The organism is Phytobacter cepae, assembly GCF_054165735.1.
Genome location: NZ_CM135107.1, coordinates 1,588,682 through 1,610,051 on the forward strand (window position 1 = coordinate 1,588,682; position 21,370 = coordinate 1,610,051).

Genomic DNA, 21,370 nt, shown 5'->3' on the forward strand with positions numbered 1-21,370 from the left:
TAAGCTTACCTGCGCCCAATTGGTTAAAGTGTCACCGTTTCGCCTCTTTTTCTGCAAAATCCTGGGGGGATTGCTGCTCTTTTGCCCGGGCTTTGGCCTCTGCCTTGCGCGCGTTAATCATATCGTTGCGAATCTGGGCATGGCTCAGCAGGGCAAAAATAAAGGTCCCGCCGCAGATATTGCCCGCAAGCGTGGGAAGGGCGAAAGGCCATAAGAACTCGCTCCAGTGGATATTGCCGTTAAAGATTAAATAAAAGATTTCCACTGCGCCCACTACGATGTGAGTGGTGTCGGCGAGAGCGATAAGCCAGGTCATCAAAATAATGACCACGATTTTGGCTGAACCCGCAGAAGGGAACATCCACACCATGGTGGCAATTATCCAGCCGGAAATAATGGCGTTCGAAAACATCTCGGCCGGGCTGTTTTTCATCACATCCATGCCGATTTTCACAAACGCATCCCGCGTCTCTTCGTCAAAAATGGGCAGATATTCAAACGCCCAGGCAGCCACACCCGTGCCGACGAGATTCCCCAGCAAGACCACGCTCCAGAGGCGCATCATCAGGCCGAAATTCCCCAATGAAGGATTCTGCATTACGGGCAGTACGGCGGTCACAGTGTTTTCGGTAAAGAGCTGCTGGCGGGCCATAATGACGATAATAAACCCGAAGGTATAGCCGAAGTTTTCCAGCACAAACGCACCGGGAATCCCCTCAAGCTGCACATGGAAAATCCCTTTTGCCAGTAACGAGGCGCTCATTGATAGCCCGGCGGCAATCGCCGACCAAAAGAGCGCCATCGCGTCACGTTCCAGCTCTTTCTCGCCATCCTGACGAATATGTTCATGAATGGCCATCGCGCGCGAGGGAAGTCTGTCTTCATCGACTTCTATCTCCTCGCCACGCTGTTTCTCATCACTCTCCACCTTAATTTCTTCGGTGTGTTTATCGATTTTTTCTTCTACGACGTCGCCCATGATAACTCCACCAGAAATTGTCTTATTCATTAAGCGTAGCGGCTTTTATACGGTCTTCAGGGCGGCTCAGTCTGAATTTGAAAATAACGGCAACTATGGCGATACGTCGACCATCAACTTTATATACCATGGCAGTGAAACGGAGGGGCAAACTGCGACTATGCTCAATGGTGGGATGCCCGTTTCGTAGACATCACAAGGTGTACTGATACAATGCGTTACATGTTAATGACGCAAACCGCATTGCGTCGCGGTTGCGTGCACATGGATGGCGTTTCGCCAATGCCATTTTCTCCAGGGAGACATCTATGAAATTTCGCCTGTCAGCGCTTGCGCTGGCCACAACCGTGCTGGTTGGCTGCGCCAGTTCAGGGGATCAGCAGGGACGTTCCGACCCGCTTGAAGGGTTTAACCGCACCATGTACAGCTTCAACTTTAACGTGTTGGATCCGTATGTTCTGCGACCTGTTGCCGTCGCCTGGCGTGACTATGTGCCACAACCGGCGAGGAATGGCCTGAGCAACTTCACCAGTAACCTCGAAGAGCCGGCGATAATGGTGAACTATTTCCTGCAGGGCGATCCCTACCAGGGCATGGTGCACTTTACGCGCTTCTTCCTGAACACCCTGCTGGGAATGGGCGGCCTGATGGACGTTGCCGGATTGTCGAACCCGAAACTGCAACGGGTCGAGCCGCACCGCTTTGGTAGCACCCTTGGGCATTACGGTGTGGGCTATGGCCCTTACGTGCAGTTACCGTTCTACGGTAGCTTCACGCTGCGTGAAGATGGCGGCGATATGGCAGATACGCTCTATCCGGTACTCTCGTGGCTGACCTGGCCGCTGTCCGTGGGTAAATGGACGGTTCAGGGGATTGAGTCACGCGCGCAATTGCTGGACTCTGATGGACTGCTGCGTCAGTCTTCCGACCCGTACATTCTGGTGCGTGAAGCCTACTTCCAGCGCCACGACTTCATTGCGAACGGTGGCAAGCTCAAACCGGACGAAAACCCGAACGCGAAAGCCATTGAAGGCGATTTGAAAGATATCGACTCTGAATAAGTAAATGCAGAGCAATAAAAAAGGTGAGCACATTATCTGGCTCACCTTTTTTTATGCCTGACAAAAATCAGAACGCGTAGTTAAAGTTCGCACCATACAGCCATGCGCGACCTTCAGATTTGAAGGTATACGGGCCTTCGGTGAATTCCACTTTCTGACCGTGCATATAAGAGACGCCCAGGTCTACAGAGGCATCTTTGTTGAAGGCGTAAGTGGTACCGGCGCTCAGCCAGAAACGGTCCTGATCCGGAATGGAGATAGAACGTTTTTCTGCCGGAACCGGACTGTCATCGAAGGCAATACCGGAACGGAAGGTCCAGTTGTCATCCATATAGTAGGTGGTACCCAGCGCAATACGGTAAGAGTCTTTAAAGCCTTCGTCTTTCTTGAACAGCGTTTGACCGTTGCTGTTGGTGGCTTTGAGCTCCTGGAACTGACTCCAACTGGTGTACGCCAGGCTGTAGTGAATTGCCCACTGTGGCGCGACGCGGTTATAACCGGACACTTCCCACATCTCAGGCAGGTTCAGCGTCAGCGCACCTCCGGTGGTTTGACCGCCGGTGCCGTATGGCAGACCCAGACCCAGCGCGGCGTTGATCGGGTTCAGCGTCGCCGGCAGGTTGCTCTTATAATCGCCGTCGAAATCAACTTTGATCTCAGACCGGTAGGTCAGGCTGTAGCGGTTGTTTTTATCCAGCTCATAGAGGATACCGGCGTTCCAGCCGAAGCCCCACTCATCACCTTTCAGGTAAGCGATTTGGGTATCACGGCTGATACCGCCTGCCTGTGCACCAATGGCTGCGGCCTGAGCCGGGGAGATCTGGCCGGCGCGCACCAGTGCCGGGATATTGGCACCGATGATTTGTGGCAGGTCGCCTGCGTAACGCTCCAGCTTCGCTTTAGCGTATACGGCATCAAAGCCCAGACCGAAGCTCCAGTGATTATCCAGGCGATAAGCACCGCTCAGGTTCAGGTTCAGCGTTTCGAGGTCGGTTTTACCGCCCATCGAGCCTGCTGCGTAGCTGTCATTGAACTCTGTCGCCAGACCGTAGTTAGAGGTCAGTGATGCCCCCCAACCAAATTGATCGTTAATAGGCGCAACGAAATGCAGGTTAGGTACCCACGCTGTTGGCGCAATATTGTCCTGGCTGGCGTTGTTGCCAATCACCGAACGACCGGTCACGTTAACATCAGGATCAACGAAAATAGCACCGCCCGAGAAGGTCGGACGATCAAACATCATGATCAACGCAGGGTTACGGCTAACGTTGCCTGCATCATCAGCAATAGCACCTTCGCCTGAATAAGCACGGCCAAGGCCAGAAGAAGAAAATTCGTTGAGCTGAAAGCCTGCTGACCAGGCTTGGGAAGAGACGATTGCCACTGCAACAGCGAGAGCAGACTTGGTAAACAGGGTTTTCTGGCTCATGACCAAAACCTCATCAATTATATTTATTTAAACTATGTTACATGGCGTAACAGGGGCGCAAGTGTAGGGTCTGCGGTACATCTTACAAATCAGACCAGTGGCGAGAGTATAGGTCTGACCAGCGTAAATGTTGCAAGCTTGTATATATGTTTTTTCAAATGTGATCATCGAAACGGGATCTGCGTGGCAAAATTGCGGCCAGGGGCACTAAGCGGATCGGACGAAAATTGTTTTAGATCATTTTTAAGTGTGATATCGGTCACTTGAAGGCTTTCTGCAGATTATCAACTGGAGAGGGACCCGGTCAGGGGGGTAAAATATGCGCAACGTTATCTGGCACCTTGGGTGCGAATTCAGAGGAAATCACAATGAGTAAATGCAGTGCTGATGAAACCCCGGTTTGCTGCTGTATGGATGTTGGTACCATCATGGACAACTCCGACTGCACCGCCTCCTATAGCCGCGTGTTTGCCAACCGTGCCGAAGCGGAAGAAACCCTGGCGGCCCTGACGGCAAAAGCACGGGGTGTGGAATCTGAGCCTTGCCAGATCACCGCCACCTGGACGGAAGAGGCGCAGGGCGTCCGTCTGGATATCGACTTCGTCTTTGCCTGCGAAGCGGAAACCCTGATTTTCCAGCTGGGTCTGCGTTAATTCTTGCTTTTCGCTCCCGCACTCTGCGGGGGCGTTATTCTCAATAATCTCTGTGGCTTAGCTCTCAATTTTCCTCCCCTCTGATTGGCTAAATGTAAAAAAATAGTTAAGACTGTTATCAGGTCAGACCACTTTATGGGTCATGCTGTTAACAGGGGAGTGTTATGAGTCAGGCATTACCGCTTGTCACCCGCCAGGGGGACCGCATCGCTATTGTCAGTGGATTGCGCACACCGTTTGCTCGTCAGGCGACGGCCTTCCACGGTGTCCCGGCCATTGAGCTTGGCAAAATGGTGGTGGGGGAGCTTCTCGCCCGCAGTGAAATTCCACCTGAGGTTATTGAACAACTGGTGTTTGGCCAGGTGGTTCAGATGCCTGAAGCCCCCAATATTGCCCGTGAAATTGTGCTGGGAACCGGTATGAGCATCCATACCGATGCCTACAGCGTCAGCCGCGCCTGTGCTACCAGCTTCCAGGCGGTTGCTAATGTGGCGGAAAGCCTGATGGCCGGTACCATCAGAGCCGGTATTGCCGGTGGGGCAGACTCCTCTTCCGTCCTGCCGATTGGCGTCAGTAAAAAACTCGCCCGTACCCTGGTGGATGCCAATAAAGCCCGTACCCTGGGGCAAAAACTCAAACTTTTCTCGCGCCTGCGTTTACACGATTTGCTCCCCGTGCCGCCGGCGGTAGCGGAATATTCCACCGGGCTGCGTATGGGCGACACCGCTGAACAGATGGCAAAAAGTTACGGCATTACCCGTGAGGAACAAGATGCGCTGGCGCACCGTTCCCATCAGTTCGCCGCTCAGGCTTGGGCTGAAGGCAAGCTGCAAGACGAGGTGATGACCGCCTACGCGCCGCCTTATCGCGAACCCCTCGTGCAGGACAATAACGTGCGTCAGAACTCCAGCCTGGCGGACTACGCAAAGCTGCGTCCGGCTTTTGATCGTAAGCACGGCACCGTGACCGCCGCCAACAGCACGCCGCTCACCGACGGTGCGGCGGCGGTTATCCTGATGACCGAATCCCGCGCCCGCGAGCTTGGGCTTAAACCGCTCGGCTATCTGCGCAGCTATGCGTTTACCGCCATTGACGTTCAGCAGGACATGTTGCTGGGGCCGGCCTGGGCCACGCCGCTGGCCCTTGACCGTGCCGGGCTGACGCTTGCGGATCTCACGCTCTTTGATATGCACGAAGCCTTTGCCTCGCAGACCCTGACTAACCTGAAGCTGATGGCAAGCGATCGTTTTGCCCGCGATGTGCTGGGACGCGCGCAGGCCACGGGCGACGTGGACGACAGCAAATTTAATGTGCTTGGGGGCTCTATCGCCTACGGCCACCCCTTTGCTGCCACGGGTGCACGAATGATCACGCAAACCCTGAATGAACTTCGTCGATGCGGCGGGGGATTTGGTCTGGTCACCGCCTGTGCGGCGGGGGGACTGGGTGCGGCCATGGTTCTGGAGGCTGAATAATGGAAATGATATCGGCATTTACCCTGACCGTACGCCCGGATTTTGTGGCTGTTGTGACCATCAACGTGCCTGATGAGAAAATGAACACGCTTAAGGCCGAATTTGGCACTCAGGTTCGGGCGATCCTTAAGCAAATTCGCGACAACAAAAGCTTGCGCGGCGTGGTGTTTATCTCAGGAAAACCCGACAATTTTATTGCCGGAGCAGACATCAACATGATTGACCGCTGCCAGAGCGCCAAAGAAGCAGAGGATCTGGCGCGGCAGGGGCAGCAGGTCATGGCAGAGATCCACGGCTTATCGATCCCGGCGATCGCTGCGATTCATGGCCCTTGCCTCGGCGGTGGTCTTGAGCTGGCGCTGGCCTGCCATCGCCGGGTGTGTACCGACTCGCCAAAAACAGCGCTTGGGTTGCCGGAAGTTCAGCTTGGACTGCTGCCGGGCTCTGGCGGGACGCAGCGTTTACCGCGGCTGGTGGGAGTGAGCACCGCGCTGGAGATGATCCTGACCGGGAAGCAATTGCGCCCCCGCCAGGCGCTGAAAGCCGGTCTGGTGGATGAGGTCGTACCCGCATCTATTTTACTGGAGGCTGCCGCAACGCTTGCCACCCAGGGGCGGCCGGTGAGCCGTCATCTGCCGGTACGCGAGCGTGTGCTGGCAGGGCCGTTGGGGCGCGCGGTACTGTTCCGTATGGTCGCCAAAAAGACCGAACAAAAAACTCAGGGTAATTACCCCGCCACGTCGCGCATTCTGAGCGTGATAGAGACGGGCCTCAGTCAGGGCAGCAGCAGCGGTTATGATGCCGAAGCGCGTGCGTTTGGGGAGCTGGCGATGACGGCGGAATCGCGCGCGCTGCGTCATGTCTTCTTCGCCAGCACTGAGGTGAAAAAAGATCCGGGTAGCACGATTGAAGCGGGTCCGCTACGCACCGTCGGTATTCTCGGCGGCGGGCTGATGGGCGGCGGCATTGCTTATGTCACAGCGGTGAAAGGCGGTCTGCCTGTTCGCATAAAAGATATTAATCCGAAGGGCATTAACCATGCTCTGCAATATAGCTGGCAGGAGCTTGATAAAAAGGTCCGTCGTCGCCACCTTAAACCTGCAGAGCGGGATGCGCAGATGTCGCGTATTTCCGGCACCACGGACTACCGTGGCTTCTCTCATCGGGATGTGGTGATCGAGGCTGTATTCGAGGATCTGGCGCTTAAGCAGCAGATGGTCGGCGAGATTGAAACGCAGTGTGGCCCGCAGACGATTTTTGCCTCCAATACCTCCTCGTTGCCCATCGCGGACATTGCTGCGCAGGCGACCCGGCCGGAACAGGTTATCGGATTACATTTTTTTAGTCCGGTAGAGAAGATGCCGCTGGTGGAAGTCATTCCCCACGCCGGCACGTCGGCGCAAACCATTTCGACGGTGGTGAAGCTGGCGAAGAAGCAGGGTAAAACGCCGATTGTGGTGGCAGACAAAGCGGGCTTTTACGTTAACCGCATTCTTGCGCCCTATATGAGTGAAGCCATGCGCCTGCTGAGTGAAGGTGAGCGCATTGAACATATTGATAAAGCATTAGTGAAGTTTGGTTTTCCGGTCGGCCCAATCCAACTTTTGGATGAAGTGGGAATTGATACCGGGACTAAAATTATTCCTGTGCTCGAGGCCGCGTATGGCGATCGATTTAGTGCGCCCGCAAGCGTTGTGTCAGCAATTTTGAATGACGATCGCAAAGGCAGAAAAAATGGTCGCGGTTTCTATCTTTACGCCAGGAAAGGGCGTAAAAGCGAGAAACAACCTGACCCGGCGATCTACTCGCTTGTCGGGGCGCCCGGCGCAGGCACATTGCCTGCCGAAAGCATCGCTGAACGTTGCGTAATGATGATGCTTAACGAGGCCGCGCGCTGCCATGCCGAGAAGGTCATTCGCAGTCCGCGAGATGGTGATATTGGCGCCGTGTTCGGTATTGGTTTTCCCCCGTTCTTGGGTGGGCCATTCCATTATATGGATACGCTGGGCGCGGCTAAGGTGGTCGCCACTTTGCAGCGTCTGGCGGCACAGTACGGCGAGCGTTTCACCCCCTGTCAGCATTTGTTACAAATGGCTGAAGAGGGCGAAACTTTTTGGGGCCATAAGGAAACTGATTTTGTAAGTTAAGGTCAAAAAAGGGTAAATCTGGATCTGAATGAAATTGTCGTGGTCAATTAGTAAACAGTGATTGACTATACTTACGGCATTAGGGTAAAAGACTGCGTTTCATTCAGTGAATGGATAAGGCACAATGCCCGGCCATTGATCATTTCCGTCGTAATGGAACTGTTTCACGCGGAAATATCAATGCTTCTGGTTAACAAAAGCGGTGCAATATGCAAGTTTTCATCATGCGTCACGGCGATGCAGCCCTCGATGCAGCCAGCGACTCTGTTCGTCCCTTAACCCCATGTGGTTGTGACGAATCGCGTCAAATGGCAACCTGGTTGAAAGGCCAAAAAGTGGATGTCGACCGTGTTCTGGTCAGCCCGTTCCTGCGTGCTGAGCAAACATTGAAAGAGGTGGGCGGCTGTATGAACCTGCCTGACAGCGTGGATGTCCTGCCGGAACTGACTCCGTGTGGTGATATTGGTCTGGTCAGCGCCTATCTGCAGGCTCTGGCCAATGAAGGCATCTCTTCAGTGCTGGTGATTTCTCACCTGCCGCTGGTGGGCTACCTGGTGTCCGAGCTCTGCCCGGGTGAAGCACCGCCCATGTTCACCACCTCCGCCATTGCCAGCGTGACGCTGGATGAGAGCGGAAAAGGTGTCTTTAACTGGCAAATGAGTCCCTGCAACCTGAAGATGGCAAAAGCTATCTGACTCGCCGGTCCGTGAAAAAAAGCCGCCATTGTGCGGCTTTTTTATTTTCTGGCTCAGGGGAGTTCTGGCGGCTGCCACTCTTCCACTTCAATCAACACCAGCACCGCGGCATCGCCACCGTACTCTTTCGGGGCCTGATGGAACGCCATCACATGCGGATGCTGCGCCAACCATAACGGCGTTTGTTGCTTCAGGATATGCTTACCATGCCCGTGCATCACACAGGCGCAGAACACATGTTCGCGACGGCAGGCGGCAATCAGCGCACCTAATTCCTGCTTGGCCTGCATCTGGGTCAGACCGTGCAAATCCAAAAACAGCTCCGGGGAGTAATCACCACGGCGAAGTTTTTTCAGCTCAAAGTGGCTGACATCATCGCGAACATACTTCACCGGCCCTTCGGTATTAAGGAGCGGCTGGAATTCATCTGAGAAATAGTGACTGTTATCAGCCTGTTCCTGTAAGAGGCGCTTAACCGGGACTTCGCTCACCTTTTTACGCGTTGGCGGATGCACGACCGTATCCTGCTTGAGTTGACGGGTGCCGGTCATCAGCTGGCGGAATAGCGCCTGTTCCTCCTCGCTGAGTGATGCTTTCTTTTTCATCTGTTCATCTCATCTCTTATTTCTTTTAGTTTACCCGACTCGGCCTGTGCTTTTCAGCAAAATGCATTTTTACGCCCGCAGTGTAAGCGTCAATGCTGATTTATCACCGTCTTCATGGCAAACTAGCCGCCGAATTTATAGAGAGCATGTCCTGGGGGATAAAGTGGATAAAATTTTCGTTGATGAAGCAGTGAATGAGCTGCATACCATTCAGGACATGTTGCGCTGGTCGGTCAGCCGATTTAGCGCGGCAAACATCTGGTACGGTCACGGTACCGATAATCCGTGGGACGAAGCTGTTCAACTGGTACTGCCGACCCTCTACCTGCCGCTGGATATCCCGGAAGAGATGCGCAATGCCCGCCTGACCTCCAGCGAGCGTCATCGCATCGTTGAGCGCGTGATTCGCCGCGTCAATGAGCGCGTTCCGGTGGCCTACCTCACCAACAAAGCCTGGTTCTGCGGTCACGAATTTTATGTGGATGAGCGCGTGCTGGTGCCGCGTTCGCCCATTGGTGAGCTGATTAATAACCGCTTTGCCGGGCTTATCGACAGTCAACCTCAGCATATTCTGGATATGTGCACCGGCAGCGGCTGCATTGCGATTGCCAGCGCCTATGCCTTCCCGGACGCGGAAGTGGATGCCGTGGATATTTCCCCGGACGCGCTGGCGGTAACCGAGCACAACATTGAAGAGCACGGTCTGATTCATCACGTCACGCCAATTTGCTCCGATCTCTTCCGCGACCTGCCGAAAGTTCAGTACGACCTGATTGTGACTAACCCGCCGTATGTTGATGAAGAAGATATGGATGATTTGCCGTCTGAATATCGCCACGAGCCGGAGCTGGGGCTGGCGTCCGGCAGCGATGGTCTGAAGTTGACCCGCCGCATTCTTGGCTGCGCGCCAGACTACCTGACCGACAACGGCGTTCTGATTTGTGAAGTGGGCAACAGCATGGTACATCTGATGGAACAATACCCGGATGTGCCCTTCACCTGGCTTGAGTTCGACAATGGCGGTGACGGTGTCTTTATGTTGACCAAAGCGCAGCTTCTCGCCGCCCGTGAACATTTCAGCATCTATAAAGATTAAGCAAACGCTCAACAACAACAGCAAAATAACGGAGCCGTGATGGCAGGAAATACAATTGGACAACTGTTTCGCGTCACCACCTTCGGCGAATCCCATGGCATCGCGCTGGGCTGTATCGTCGACGGTGTGCCGCCGGGCATTCCGCTGACCGAAGCCGATCTTCAGCACGATCTGGACCGTCGCCGTCCGGGAACCTCTCGCTACACCACGCAGCGTCGCGAGCCGGACCAGGTCAAAATTCTCTCCGGGGTGTTTGAAGGCGTCACCACCGGCACCAGTATCGGCCTGTTAATTGAAAACACCGATCAGCGTTCGCAGGATTACAGTGCCATTAAAGACGTGTTCCGCCCGGGGCACGCGGATTACACCTACGAACAGAAATATGGCCTGCGTGACTATCGTGGCGGCGGTCGTTCCTCCGCGCGTGAAACCGCGATGCGCGTGGCAGCCGGCGCCATTGCCAAGAAATTCCTCGCCGCGAAATTCGGGATTGTGATTCGCGGCTGTCTGACCCAGATGGGGGAGATTCCTCTCGCCATTAAAGACTGGGAGCAGGTGGAGCAGAACCCGTTCTTCTGCCCGGACCCGGACAAAATTGACGCACTGGATGAACTGATGCGCAGCCTGAAAAAAGAGGGTGATTCGATCGGCGCGAAAGTCACCGTGGTAGCCGAAGGTGTGCCGGCAGGGCTGGGCGAGCCGGTGTTTGACCGTCTGGATGCTGATATTGCGCATGCCATGATGAGCATCAACGCGGTAAAAGGCGTGGAGATAGGCGACGGCTTTGGCGTGGTCAACCTGCGCGGCAGCCAGAACCGCGATGAAATCACCACTCAGGGTTTTGAAAGCAACCACGCAGGCGGCATTTTGGGTGGGATCAGCAGTGGGCAGCAGATCGTGACCCACATTGCGTTGAAACCCACCTCCAGCATTACGGTGCCTGGCCGCACCATTAACCGTTTTGGTGAAGAAGTCGAGATGATAACCAAAGGGCGTCATGATCCTTGCGTTGGCATCCGCGCTGTACCCATTGCTGAAGCCATGCTCGCTATCGTCCTGATGGATCACTTTATGCGCCAGCGTGCGCAAAATGGCGATGTGACGACCACTATTCCCCGCTGGTAAACGATGAAGAAAACAGCCCTTGCACTGTTGGCGCTTGTCGCCAGCATTGCCTGCCAGGCGGCAACGCCCTGGCAGAAAATCACCCATCCCATCACCGGCGCGCCGCAGTCTATTGGTGCGTTTTCCAATGGCTGCATCGTCGGTGCTCACCAACTGCCGTTGCAGTCGGACACCTATCAGGTGATGCGCACCGATCAGCGTCGCTATTTCGGCCATCCGGATCTGGTTCTGTTTATTCAGCGTCTCGGAAATCAGGTACACAACCTGGGGCTGGGCACGATGCTGATTGGCGATATGGGGATGCCTGCGGGCGGGCGTTTTAACGGCGGTCACGCCAGCCATCAGTCGGGCCTCGACGTCGATATCTTTTTGCAATTGCCGAAAGCTCGCTGGACGTCGGCGCAGTTGCTGAAACCACAGGCGCTGGATCTGGTGTCTCGCAGCGGCAAAGCGGTGGTACCCGCCTTGTGGAAGCCGGAAATCAGCAGCATGATCAAGCTGGCGGCGAAGGATAACGACGTGACGCGTATTTTCGTTAACCCGGCCATCAAACAACAGCTCTGCCTGGATGCAGGAACGGATCGCGACTGGCTGCGTAAAGTTCGCCCATGGTTCCAGCACCGTGCCCACATGCATGTGCGCCTGCGCTGCCCGGCGGATAGCCTGGAGTGTGAAGATCAGGCGCTGCCCCCTGCCGGTGACGGCTGCGGCGCGGAGCTACAGAGCTGGTTCGAACCGGCTAAACCTTCAACGACGCCGCAGAAAACCACGCCGCCGCCGTTGCCCCCTTCCTGTCAGGCGCTACTGGACGAACACGTATTGTAATGGACACTTTCATACAGTTATTTATGGTCTCGCCGTGGATGCTGGCGGTTCTTTTTTTCGTGGCGTTACTGGCCGGTTTTATTGATGCGCTGGCGGGCGGCGGCGGACTGCTGACCGTACCCGCGTTGCTGGCCGCAGGCATGACGCCGGCTCAGGCACTGGCGACCAACAAACTGCAGGCCTGCGGGGGATCGTTTTCGTCGATGATCTATTTTCTGCGCCGCAAAGTGGTCAATCTGGCGGATCAGAAACTCAATATCCTGATGACCTTTATCGGCTCCACCAGCGGCGCCTTGCTGGTGCAGTATGTGAAATCAGACGTGTTACGCCAGATTCTTCCTTTGCTGGTTATTTGTATCGGTCTCTATTTTCTGTTGATGCCAAAACTGGGTGAAGAGGACAGGCAGCGTCGTCTGCACGGTCTGCCGTTTGCGCTGGTGGCGGGCGGATGCGTCGGCTTTTATGATGGCTTCTTTGGGCCAGGCGCAGGATCGTTCTACGCGCTGGCGTTTGTCACCCTTGCCGGGTTCAACCTGGCGAAGTCGACCGCGCACGCCAAAGTATTGAATGCCACCTCCAATTTTGGTGGGCTGCTGCTGTTTGTGATTGGCGGCAAGGTTATCTGGGCAACCGGGTTTGTGATGCTCATCGGTCAGTTCCTCGGGGCGCGTATGGGCTCCCGCCTGGTGCTCAGTAAAGGGCAAAAACTGATTCGTCCGATGATTGTTATAGTCTCTGCGGTGATGAGTGCAAAATTACTTTTTGATAGCCATGGGCAGGAGATTCTCCAGTTTCTGGGGATGAGTACATGAATACAACACATAACTACGAACAATTGATTTCCCTTTTTGACGGCTGCTTTGCCGAAGACTTTAATACCCGCCTGGTTAAAGGCGATGATGAACCTGTTTATCTGCCAGCGGATGCGGACGTGCCTTATCACCGCATTGTTTTCGCCCATGGCTACTATGCCAGCGCCCTGCATGAAATTTCTCACTGGTGCATCGCCGGAAAAGCGCGTCGCGAACAGGTGGATTTTGGTTACTGGTACTGCCCGGACGGGCGCGATGCGCAAACCCAGTGCCAGTTCGAAGACGTTGAGGTGAAACCGCAGTCATTTGACTGGCTGTTCTGCGTGGCGGCGGGTTACCCGTTTAATGTCAGCTGTGACAATCTGGAAGGTGACATTGAACCTGACCGTATTGCGTTTCAGCGTCGCGTGCATGCGCAGGTGATGGAATATCTCGAAAAGGGCATCCCTGAACGTCCGGCGCGCTTTATTAAAGCGCTGCAAAATTATTACCACACGCCTGAACTGAAGGCGGAACACTTCCCGTGGCCGGAAGATCTTAACTGAGGAAAAAAGATGATCGCAGAATTTGAAACCCGCATCCTGGCGTTGATTGATGACATGGTAGAGCACGCCAGTGACGATGAGTTGTTTGCAGGCGGTTATCTGCGCGGTCACCTGACGCTGGCCGTGGCTGAACTGGAAAGCGGTGACGATCACTCCGCGCAGGCGCTGCACGAGAAAGTCAGCGTGAGCCTGGAAAAAGCGATTCAGGCAGGTGAACTCTCCCCGCCGGATCAGGTGCTGGTGCTGGGCATGTGGGACACATTGTTCCAGAAAGCGCAGGCCAACTAAGGGTCTTGTTGTCGCCCTCTCCCGGTGGGAAAGGGCGACACGGTGTGCTTACTTCACTAACCTGCCTTTCAGTAGCTTGCGCACCCACAACCGGTTGGGGTTCATCGCCGCCAGCGTCTCGCGGTCTAACGGCAGCGGTTCTTCACTCATCTGCGATGCCAGCAGCTCTGCTGCCAGCGGCGCGCTGCACAAACCGCGCGAACCTAAGGCACCGATGATAAACAGCCCAGGGTAAACCGGTGCGCTGACGGCATTTTCCTGATCCGCCATCAAATCAGTATACTCGCGCAGGGTGGCCTCATAATCCGCCACATTCCCCACCACCGGCAGATGATCGCGCGTCGCACAACGCACACCGACACGCGCCTCACCTTTACTGACATCCACATCCTTTGCCCATTGCGCCTGCGGAAAACAGTCCAACAACCGTTGGCGATTGTGCTGTTGATCCTCTTCGCTATAAGCAACATCACGCTGACCGCGATGGTAGCTTGCGCCAATGCAGTGGCGCGCGTTATTGGGATTTTGCGGCGTCAGGTAGCCGTCATAACACAGCACCTGGCGTAGCTGGCTGAGTGCCGCAGAGGTCGGGATATGGCTGACCTGACCGCCTACCGGGTAGACCGGCAGCTTCTGCGTTTGCACAAAATCGCTGACCCGATGACCGTTTGCCAGCACAACGCTTTCATGTGTACGTGTTGTGCCATCATCCAGCGTCAACAGCCAGTTATCCCCCTGCTGTTCAACACTTTCAACCGGGTGGCAATAATGAATGCGTAGCCCCTGTTGCTCAGCAAGAGCGAGGGCTGCCGCCGTTAGCTCAGCCGGGCACAACCAGCCGCCCGCCGGGTAATGAACGCCGCCGTAGCCGGTTTCGACGCCCGACATCTGGAATACCTGCTCGGCATCGACGGCATGGGCCATCGCTGCGGGCAGACTCAGCGACAGCATCTGGGCTATTTTGTGCTGGCTTTTTTCGTCGTAGCCCAGCTGGATGACCCCGCACCAGTCGTGGTCAAACGCCAGGGGGAGGGCGTCATACAGACGGCGGGCAAAGGTAAAGGCCGCCGGGAAGAACTGACTTAACGCCGGGTCGTGGGCACTTAACAGCGGATAGAGCGCGCCCTGGCGATTACCGGATGCGCCCTGGGCGGGGGCATCATCAGCGCAATAGAGCGTAACCTGCCAGCCGCGTCGTAGCAGGGCCAGCGAGAGCAGGGCGCTGGCAACGCCACCGCCAACGATCGCGACCTCACGTCTGTCTGTTCCGCTGCGGGCAAACCAGGGGGTACGCGGGAGGGGAGGCGTGTTTTTCTCCATCACCCCGGTGAGCATCTCGCGCTTGCGTCCAAAGCCTTTGCTTTTTTGCATGGTAAAGCCCGCTTCCTGTAACCCACGGCGGACAAACCCGGCGGAGGTGAAGGTCGCCAGCGTACCCTGAGGGCGTGCCAGACGGGCCATAGCGGCAAACAGCGCCGGCGTCCACATGTCGGGGTTTTTTGCCGGGGCGAAGCCGTCAAGGAACCAGGCATCGACCTGCTGATTCAGTGAGTCGTCCAGTTTATCGGTCAGTTCGTTGATATCGCCAAACCACAGATCCAGCGTCACTCGCCCTTCGTCTAACAGCAGGCGATGGCAGCCTGCCAGTGGAAGCGGCCACTGCGCGTGTAGCTGAGCGGCCCACGGCGCCAGCTCCGGCCAGTGCTGATGCGAGAGGGTGAGGTCAGAACGGGTTAAGGGGAATTTTTCGAAACTGATGAAATGTAATCTTTCCAGGGTAGCCTGCGGGTGCGCGGCGCGAAAGGCATCAAAGGCCTGCCATAACGTCAGGAAGTTCAGACCGGTGCCAAAACCGCTCTCCGCCACGATAAACAACGGGCGTGGATGTTCAGGAAAACGGGCGGTTAATGCATTGCCGCCGAGAAACACGTAGCGGGTCTCTTCCAGCCCGTTGTCGTTTGAGAAATAGACGTCGTCAAAATCTCGGGAAACAGGTGTACCCTCAGCGTTGAACGCAAGGTTGGCAGATTGTATAGCGGTATGTTTCACGTAAGTTACTCGTCGGACAGGCAGTGGCACGATCTTAACGATGCAGGCGTTCAGGCGCAAATTTAGTCATAAATTGTCTGATCGGACTTGTTCGGCGTACAAGTGTACGCTATCTTGCGACTCGAAACTTAAATTAGTGCGACTTACAGGGGTATTGAATGAAACGTGCAGTGATTACTGGCTTGGGCATCGTTTCCAGCATCGGTAACAACCAGCAGGAAGTCCTGGCATCCCTGCGTGAAGGACGCTCGGGGATCACTTTCTCTCAGGAGTTTCTCGACTCCGGTATGCGTAGCCACGTATGGGGTAATGTAAAACTGGACACCACCGGTCTTATCGATCGCAAAGTGGTCCGTTTCATGAACGATGCCTCTATTTATGCCTATCTCTCCATGCAGGAAGCCATTGCGGATGCTGGCCTGAGCGCTGAGACTTATCAGAACAACCCGCGCGTTGGCCTGATTGCAGGCTCCGGTGGCTCGTCTAAGGCCCAGGTATTCGGTGCGGACGCTATGCGTAGCCCGCGCGGCCTGAAAGCCGTTGGCCCTTACGTGGTGACCAAAGCGATGGGTTCAGCGGTTTCCGCGTGCCTCGCGACCCCGTTCAAAATTCACGGCGTAAACTACTCCATCAGCTCCGCCTGCGCGACCTCTGCACATTGCATCGGTAATGCGGTAGAGCAGATCCAACTCGGTAAGCAGGACATCGTGTTTGCTGGCGGCGGCGAAGAGCTGGGCTGGGAAATGGCCTGTGAGTTCGATGCAATGGGCGCGCTGTCCACCAAATACAACGACAGCCCTGAAAAAGCGTCCCGTACCTATGATGCCAGCCGTGACGGCTTCATTATCGCAGGCGGCGGCGGTATGGTTGTGGTTGAAGAGCTGGAGCATGCTCTGGCCCGTGGCGCACACATCTACGCCGAAATCGTCGGTTACGGTGCCACCTCTGATGGCGCTGACATGGTCGCCCCGTCAGGTGAAGGCGCGGTTCGCTGCATGAAGATGGCAATGCACGGCGTTGATACCCCAATCGATTACCTGAACTCCCACGGTACCTCTACGCCGGTAGGCGACGTGAAAGAGCTGGGTGCGATTCGCGAAGTATTCGGTGACAACAGCCCGGCTATCTCTGCGACCAAAGCGATGACCGGTCACTCCCTGGGTGCGGCTGGCGTTCAGGAAGCCATCTACTCTCTGCTGATGCTGGAACACGGTTTTATCGCCCCGAGCATCAACATTGAAGAGCTGGACGAACAGGCTGCCGGTCTGAACATCGTGACCGAGACCACCGAGCGTCAGCTGACGACCGTGATGTCCAACAGCTTCGGTTTTGGCGGTACCAACGCCACGCTGGTTATGCGCAAGCTTTAGTAACTGATTGATTAAACGAGAAGGGAGCCGTCTGGCTCCCTTTTTTATGCCGCATTTTTGCCATTGACATGCCGCCGTTGTGACAGGCAAACTCCTTGTCCAACATTATCACTTTCTGCATCACCCGCTGATAATGCGTAAGCGTTTAACGTTATCCAACGCACCTTAATCCTGAACCTCAGGTAGAGGGGGCGTGGCCTTTTCCCCGCCTTACTCTGCGTTATGGAGTAATGCATGTCTGTTGACACTCATTCTGTTTCATCTTCACCCAACGTCTCGTTGTTTCGTCTCGCCTGCGCGGTCTTCCTGACCTACATGACCGTGGGCCTCCCTTTACCGGTCATCCCGCTTTTTGTCCACAGTGAGCTGGGCTACAGCAACACCCTGGTCGGGGTGGCGGTGGGGATTCAGTTCCTGGCGACCGTGTTAACCCGTGGCTATGCCGGACGACTGGCGGATCAGCACGGCGCAAAACGTTCCACGCTTCAGGGGATGTTTGCCTGTGCGCTGGCAGGGGGCGCCTGGTTACTGGCGGCGTTGTTGCCCGTCGATCCCATGGCGAAGTTCGGCTTATTGATCGCAGGTCGTCTGATACTCGGTTTTGGCGAAAGCCAGCTTCTGACGGGGACGCTGACCTGGGGAATGGGTCTTGTGGGCCCGACCCGCTCCGGCAAAGTGATGTCCTGGAACGGGATGGCCATCTACGGGGCGCTGGCAGCAGGTGCGCCGCTTGGCCTGCTCATCCATAGTCGGTTTGGCTTTGCCACTCTCGCACTCATCACGATGGTGTTGCCGTTGATCGCACTGGCCTTTAATGCCGGCGTTGTGAAAACGCCGCCGCATCCTGGTAAGCGTCCGTCGCTCTGGAGCGTAGTAGGGCTTATCTGGCAACCGGGTCTGGGGCTGGCGTTGCAGGGCGTCGGCTTTGCGGTCATCGGCACCTTTGTATCGCTCTATTTTGCCAGCAAAGGCTGGTCGATGGCGGGCTTTACGCTGACGGCGTTTGGTGGGGCTTTCGTACTGATGCGCCTGCTTTTCGGCTGGATGCCGGATCGTTTTGGCGGCGTACGGGTTGCCGTTGTTTCATTATTTATTGAGACCGCCGGGCTTCTCCTGCTCTGGCAGGCGCCGGATGCCCGTATCGCGCTGGTGGGAGCGGCGCTTACCGGATGTGGTTGTTCGCTTATTTTTCCGGCGCTGGGCGTCGAAGTGGTGAAACGCGTACCGCCGCAGGTTCGCGGTACGGCACTCGGCGGCTACGCCGCCTTTCAGGATATTGCCTATGGGGTAAGTGGGCCCTTGACGGGCTTGCTCGCCACCGCGCTGGGTTATTCGTCGGTCTTTCTGGCCGCGGCGGCTTGCGCTATCGTCGGGATTATTCTGACGTTAATCGCCTTTCGCAAATAAGGGTAAATATGCCCTCCATCAGTGGGGGCTATATTATTTCCTCCTTTTAGATTATTTAAATTCAATCTATTTTAAAAAATACGCGCTGGCACACAGAAAAAACATCACGTTTTATTGATGTAACATATTCCAGCGATATAATTTTTTGCATCATTCCTATTCTATTTTTTGGCTGTTATAGTCAGGAATACTCGATATTTACAGTCTTATTCAGATACCACTATTGAGAGAAAGGAGAGAAGCATGGCAGGATTTAAAGCGGATTTTCTGTGGGGCGGCGCGGTAGCGGCACATCAACTTGAAGGTGGCTGGAAAGAGGGTGGGAAAGGCGTCAGCGTTGCCGATGTCATGACCGCAGGCGCGCACGGCGTGCCACGCGAAATCACGGACGGCGTCATTCCAGGAAAAAATTACCCAAATCACGAAGCGATTGATTTCTACCATCGCTATCCAGAAGATATTAAACTTTTTGCTGAAATGGGGTTTAAATGTTTTCGCACGTCGATTGCCTGGACGCGTATTTTCCCGAAAGGCGATGAGCTGGAACCCAATGAAGCCGGTTTGCAATTCTATGACGATCTCTTTGATGAATGCCTGAAATATAATATTGAACCCGTTATTACCCTCTCGCATTTTGAAATGCCTTACCACCTGGTCACGGAATACGGCGGCTGGCGTAACCGTAAACTGATTGAATTCTTTGTCCGCTTCGCTAACGCGGTGTTTACGCGTTATAAAAGCAAAGTGAAGTACTGGATGACGTTTAATGAAATTAACAACCAGGCGAACTATCATGAAGATTTCGCCCCCTTTACCAACTCGGGTCTGAAATACAAAGAGGGCGAGAATCGTGAGCCGGTAATGTATCAGGCCGCTCACTATGAGCTGGTGGCTAGTGCTCTGGCGGTGGAGGCGGGCCATGCAATTAACCCTGACTTCCAGATTGGCTGCATGATTGCCATGTGCCCGATTTACCCGCTCACCTGCGACCCGGATGACATGATGATGTCCGTCGCTGCAATGCACCGCCGTTACTGGTTTACCGACGTGCATGTTCGCGGTTATTACCCGCGCCACATCCTCAATTATTTCGAGCGTAAAGGCTTTGAGCTCGACATCACCGCTGAGGATCTGCAAATCCTGAAACGTGGATGTGTGGATTATATCGGCTTCAGCTATTACATGTCGTTTGCCACCAAAGCCACGGCAGATAACCCGCAGCTGGATTACGACGAAACGAAAAGTCTGGTGAAAAACCCCTATGTGAAAGCCTCTGACTGGGGCTGGCAAATTGACCCGGTTGGCCTGCGTTACTCACTGAATTACTTCTACGACCTGTATCAGTTGCCGCTATTTATTGTTGAAAACGGCTTTGGCGCCATCGATCAGAAAGAGAGCGACGGTTCTGTAAACGATCAGTACCGCATCGAATACATGCAAAACCACCTGCGCGAAATGAAAAAAGCGGTGGTGGAAGATGGCGTGGAGTTGATGGGGTACACCCCGTGGGGCTGTATCGATCTGGTGTCAGCGGGCACCGGGGAGATGAAAAAACGCTACGGTTTTATCTACGTGGACAAAGATAACGAAGGTAATGGTACGCTTGAGCGTAGCCGTAAAAAATCCTTCGACTGGTACAAAGAGACCATCAGGAATAACGGCAGCGACCTGTAAACAAGCATCCCCTCCCTGCGGAGGGGATTTTTTTTAGAGGACTAACCAGAAAATCGCGAAAGCGACCAGCAGGGCAACCAACAGCAGGCCGGGGCGCGCGGAGAGGTGTTTGACGCTCTCCACAATCGGTGCGAACAGGGGACTATAGATAGGCTGAATATTGCGTGCTTCAGGCGCACCCTGCGAGCGCTCAGCACGACGCAGGAAGACCTGATTCAGAATGTCCTGGACCTGAGCGGTGGTCAGCACCGTCTGCGGCGTCACCTGCCAGTTCTGGCGGGCATAATCATTCATATTTTGCCATTCGGTATCATCCAGCGGTTGCTTCAGCGCCGCCTGCACCGTATGGAGCGTGGGGGCGGTGTGCAGGCTCAACGTCTGGCGCGCCTGCAGCCAGGTCATCAGTGGCGCAAAGTGCTTCGCCGGGATAAGTTCACCGCTTTTCACACCAGACAGTTCCAGCATCGACTGCCAGATAAGTTTCCCGGATTCCCCGGTTGCTGCCGCCAGCTTCGTGACCGCCTGGTTGAGCGAATTGTGCTCCACCGGCAGGAGAGGGCGATCCGTTGCCGGGCGCTGCTGTGGCTGAGGGATCGCGATCTGGTTGTTCTGTAACAGCGTCAGCACGGTTTTGAGCTGCTGCGGTGTTAGCTGACTCAGCGCGGTCTGGCCAAACTCCTGACGAATAAAATCACTCACGGCCTGGCGGTTATTCCCCTGGCCTAACAGTTCGGTCAGCTGAGACACCACCTGACGGGTGGTGTGGTTTTGCGTAGCCGTGTCCAGACGCTGATTAAGGTTTTGTTCTGCCGCCGGAAAATGACGTGACTGCAACGGCGCGTCATTTTTCAGACCTAAATCGTGTTTCACGCCAGCCCAGACCTCTGCGCTTTGCTGCTGCGTCAGTGCCACCAGGCGCGTAATCAAACGCTCCAGCACGGTACGTTGAAGGGTGGAGAGCGGCTGCTCGCCAGCCACGCTGGTGGTCGGCGTCGGGTCTTGCCCGGGAGGGCGCGCTGGCGCTCCCTGTATGGGTTGCATCATGAAAATCCTCTGGGTCTCGCGAGTCGTGACGCGGCAATGCGGGTATGCCTGGCGGCGAGATTATGGCACACTTGATGGCTGAATTCCCGTA

19 protein-coding genes are annotated in these 21,370 nt (G+C 55.3%); 14 read left to right on the plus strand and 5 right to left on the minus strand.

The window, feature by feature from the left end; genetic code table 11:
- Positions 1-31 precede the first annotated feature (31 nt).
- Positions 32-979 (minus strand): formate/nitrite transporter family protein, encoded by a 948-nt coding sequence (locus ACUY4Q_RS07385; RefSeq protein ID WP_458046399.1) that lies wholly within the window; start codon positions 977-979, stop codon positions 32-34.
- A 308-nt stretch (positions 980-1,287) separates the two neighbouring features.
- Between ACUY4Q_RS07385 and mlaA the strand changes: the two genes are divergently transcribed.
- Complete coding sequence (mlaA, locus tag ACUY4Q_RS07390) at positions 1,288-2,040, plus strand: phospholipid-binding lipoprotein MlaA (protein WP_458046400.1); 753 nt, start codon at positions 1,288-1,290, stop codon at positions 2,038-2,040.
- 67 nt (positions 2,041-2,107) lie between these two features.
- Here the strand turns inward: mlaA and fadL are convergent, their stop codons facing one another.
- A complete protein-coding gene (gene fadL / locus ACUY4Q_RS07395) occupies positions 2,108-3,469 on the minus strand; it encodes a long-chain fatty acid transporter FadL (RefSeq protein WP_458046401.1) in 1,362 nt (453 codons plus the stop codon).
- Positions 3,470-3,837: 368 nt separating this feature from the next.
- On the opposite strand from fadL, the gene ACUY4Q_RS07400 reads away from it, so the two are divergent.
- From ACUY4Q_RS07400 to sixA, 4 genes are all read left to right on the plus strand, one after another.
- Complete coding sequence (locus tag ACUY4Q_RS07400; protein ID WP_458046402.1) at positions 3,838-4,122, plus strand: YfcZ/YiiS family protein; 285 nt, start codon at positions 3,838-3,840, stop codon at positions 4,120-4,122.
- A gap of 164 nt (positions 4,123-4,286) precedes the next feature.
- Positions 4,287-5,597 (plus strand): acetyl-CoA C-acyltransferase FadI, encoded by a 1,311-nt coding sequence (gene fadI, locus ACUY4Q_RS07405; protein ID WP_458046403.1) that lies wholly within the window; start codon positions 4,287-4,289, stop codon positions 5,595-5,597.
- On the plus strand, positions 5,597-7,744 hold the full coding sequence (gene fadJ / locus ACUY4Q_RS07410) for a fatty acid oxidation complex subunit alpha FadJ (RefSeq protein WP_458046404.1): 2,148 nt from the start codon (positions 5,597-5,599) through the stop codon (positions 7,742-7,744). Before fadI ends, fadJ begins: the two co-directional genes overlap by 1 nt.
- A gap of 209 nt (positions 7,745-7,953) precedes the next feature.
- The gene (gene sixA, locus ACUY4Q_RS07415) at positions 7,954-8,439 is read left to right on the plus strand and encodes a phosphohistidine phosphatase SixA (protein ID WP_458046405.1); all 486 of its coding nucleotides are present in this window, start codon (positions 7,954-7,956) and stop codon (positions 8,437-8,439) included.
- 53 nt (positions 8,440-8,492) lie between these two features.
- Here the strand turns inward: sixA and smrB are convergent, their stop codons facing one another.
- Positions 8,493-9,044 (minus strand): endonuclease SmrB, encoded by a 552-nt coding sequence (smrB, locus tag ACUY4Q_RS07420; protein WP_458046406.1) that lies wholly within the window; start codon positions 9,042-9,044, stop codon positions 8,493-8,495.
- Between the two features lie 163 nt (positions 9,045-9,207).
- On the opposite strand from smrB, the gene prmB reads away from it, so the two are divergent.
- Genes prmB through ACUY4Q_RS07450 form a run of 6 tightly spaced genes read left to right on the plus strand, consistent with a single transcriptional unit; the run spans position 9,208 to position 13,735 of the window.
- The gene (gene prmB / locus ACUY4Q_RS07425) at positions 9,208-10,140 is read left to right on the plus strand and encodes a 50S ribosomal protein L3 N(5)-glutamine methyltransferase (protein ID WP_458046407.1); all 933 of its coding nucleotides are present in this window, start codon (positions 9,208-9,210) and stop codon (positions 10,138-10,140) included.
- A gap of 39 nt (positions 10,141-10,179) precedes the next feature.
- A complete protein-coding gene (gene aroC, locus ACUY4Q_RS07430; RefSeq protein ID WP_458046408.1) occupies positions 10,180-11,265 on the plus strand; it encodes a chorismate synthase in 1,086 nt (361 codons plus the stop codon).
- A 3-nt stretch (positions 11,266-11,268) separates the two neighbouring features.
- The gene (gene mepA / locus ACUY4Q_RS07435; protein ID WP_458046409.1) at positions 11,269-12,090 is read left to right on the plus strand and encodes a penicillin-insensitive murein endopeptidase; all 822 of its coding nucleotides are present in this window, start codon (positions 11,269-11,271) and stop codon (positions 12,088-12,090) included.
- Positions 12,090-12,902 (plus strand): sulfite exporter TauE/SafE family protein, encoded by an 813-nt coding sequence (locus ACUY4Q_RS07440; RefSeq protein ID WP_458046410.1) that lies wholly within the window; start codon positions 12,090-12,092, stop codon positions 12,900-12,902. The genes mepA and ACUY4Q_RS07440 overlap by 1 nt, the downstream gene beginning before the upstream one ends.
- Positions 12,899-13,447, plus strand: a complete 549-nt coding sequence (locus ACUY4Q_RS07445) for an elongation factor P hydroxylase (RefSeq protein ID WP_458046411.1) — start codon at positions 12,899-12,901, stop codon at positions 13,445-13,447. Before ACUY4Q_RS07440 ends, ACUY4Q_RS07445 begins: the two co-directional genes overlap by 4 nt.
- A gap of 9 nt (positions 13,448-13,456) precedes the next feature.
- Positions 13,457-13,735, plus strand: coding sequence for a YfcL family protein (locus ACUY4Q_RS07450; RefSeq protein ID WP_458046412.1), 279 nt, complete (start codon positions 13,457-13,459; stop codon positions 13,733-13,735).
- A gap of 48 nt (positions 13,736-13,783) precedes the next feature.
- On the opposite strand, the gene mnmC is transcribed toward ACUY4Q_RS07450, so the two are convergent.
- On the minus strand, positions 13,784-15,784 hold the full coding sequence (mnmC, locus tag ACUY4Q_RS07455) for a bifunctional tRNA (5-methylaminomethyl-2-thiouridine)(34)-methyltransferase MnmC2/FAD-dependent 5-carboxymethylaminomethyl-2-thiouridine(34) oxidoreductase MnmC1 (RefSeq protein WP_458046413.1): 2,001 nt from the start codon (positions 15,782-15,784) through the stop codon (positions 13,784-13,786).
- A gap of 158 nt (positions 15,785-15,942) precedes the next feature.
- Between mnmC and fabB the strand changes: the two genes are divergently transcribed.
- From fabB to ACUY4Q_RS07470, 3 genes are all read left to right on the plus strand, one after another.
- Positions 15,943-17,154 (plus strand): beta-ketoacyl-ACP synthase I, encoded by a 1,212-nt coding sequence (gene fabB / locus ACUY4Q_RS07460; protein WP_458046414.1) that lies wholly within the window; start codon positions 15,943-15,945, stop codon positions 17,152-17,154.
- 234 nt (positions 17,155-17,388) lie between these two features.
- Positions 17,389-18,561, plus strand: coding sequence for an MFS transporter (locus tag ACUY4Q_RS07465; protein WP_458046415.1), 1,173 nt, complete (start codon positions 17,389-17,391; stop codon positions 18,559-18,561).
- A gap of 243 nt (positions 18,562-18,804) precedes the next feature.
- Complete coding sequence (locus tag ACUY4Q_RS07470; RefSeq protein WP_458046416.1) at positions 18,805-20,235, plus strand: 6-phospho-beta-glucosidase; 1,431 nt, start codon at positions 18,805-18,807, stop codon at positions 20,233-20,235.
- A gap of 33 nt (positions 20,236-20,268) precedes the next feature.
- Here the strand turns inward: ACUY4Q_RS07470 and flk are convergent, their stop codons facing one another.
- Positions 20,269-21,276, minus strand: a complete 1,008-nt coding sequence (gene flk / locus ACUY4Q_RS07475; protein ID WP_458047284.1) for a flagella biosynthesis regulator Flk — start codon at positions 21,274-21,276, stop codon at positions 20,269-20,271.
- Between the last annotated feature and the right edge of the window lie 94 nt (positions 21,277-21,370).

Excerpts from the sequence above, each read along its gene's own strand:
- fabB (WP_458046414.1), top strand. The coding sequence starts at position 15,943 with ATGAAACGTGCAGTGATTACTGGCTTGGGCATCGTTTCCAGCATCGGT.
- ACUY4Q_RS07440 (WP_458046410.1), top strand. The coding sequence starts at position 12,090 with ATGGACACTTTCATACAGTTATTTATGGTCTCGCCGTGGATGCTGGCG.
- ACUY4Q_RS07470 (WP_458046416.1), top strand. The coding sequence starts at position 18,805 with ATGGCAGGATTTAAAGCGGATTTTCTGTGGGGCGGCGCGGTAGCGGCA.
- sixA (WP_458046405.1), top strand. The coding sequence starts at position 7,954 with ATGCAAGTTTTCATCATGCGTCACGGCGATGCAGCCCTCGATGCAGCC.
- fadL (WP_458046401.1), bottom strand. The coding sequence starts at position 3,469 with ATGAGCCAGAAAACCCTGTTTACCAAGTCTGCTCTCGCTGTTGCAGTG.
- ACUY4Q_RS07445 (WP_458046411.1), top strand. The coding sequence starts at position 12,899 with ATGAATACAACACATAACTACGAACAATTGATTTCCCTTTTTGACGGC.
- ACUY4Q_RS07450 (WP_458046412.1), top strand. The coding sequence starts at position 13,457 with ATGATCGCAGAATTTGAAACCCGCATCCTGGCGTTGATTGATGACATG.
- ACUY4Q_RS07400 (WP_458046402.1), top strand. The coding sequence starts at position 3,838 with ATGAGTAAATGCAGTGCTGATGAAACCCCGGTTTGCTGCTGTATGGAT.
- fadJ (WP_458046404.1), top strand. The coding sequence starts at position 5,597 with ATGGAAATGATATCGGCATTTACCCTGACCGTACGCCCGGATTTTGTG.
- ACUY4Q_RS07465 (WP_458046415.1), top strand. The coding sequence starts at position 17,389 with ATGTCTGTTGACACTCATTCTGTTTCATCTTCACCCAACGTCTCGTTG.
- fadI (WP_458046403.1), top strand. The coding sequence starts at position 4,287 with ATGAGTCAGGCATTACCGCTTGTCACCCGCCAGGGGGACCGCATCGCT.
- mlaA (WP_458046400.1), top strand. The coding sequence starts at position 1,288 with ATGAAATTTCGCCTGTCAGCGCTTGCGCTGGCCACAACCGTGCTGGTT.
- ACUY4Q_RS07385 (WP_458046399.1), bottom strand. The coding sequence starts at position 979 with ATGGGCGACGTCGTAGAAGAAAAAATCGATAAACACACCGAAGAAATT.
- mepA (WP_458046409.1), top strand. The coding sequence starts at position 11,269 with ATGAAGAAAACAGCCCTTGCACTGTTGGCGCTTGTCGCCAGCATTGCC.
- flk (WP_458047284.1), bottom strand. The coding sequence starts at position 21,276 with ATGCAACCCATACAGGGAGCGCCAGCGCGCCCTCCCGGGCAAGACCCG.
- smrB (WP_458046406.1), bottom strand. The coding sequence starts at position 9,044 with ATGAAAAAGAAAGCATCACTCAGCGAGGAGGAACAGGCGCTATTCCGC.
- aroC (WP_458046408.1), top strand. The coding sequence starts at position 10,180 with ATGGCAGGAAATACAATTGGACAACTGTTTCGCGTCACCACCTTCGGC.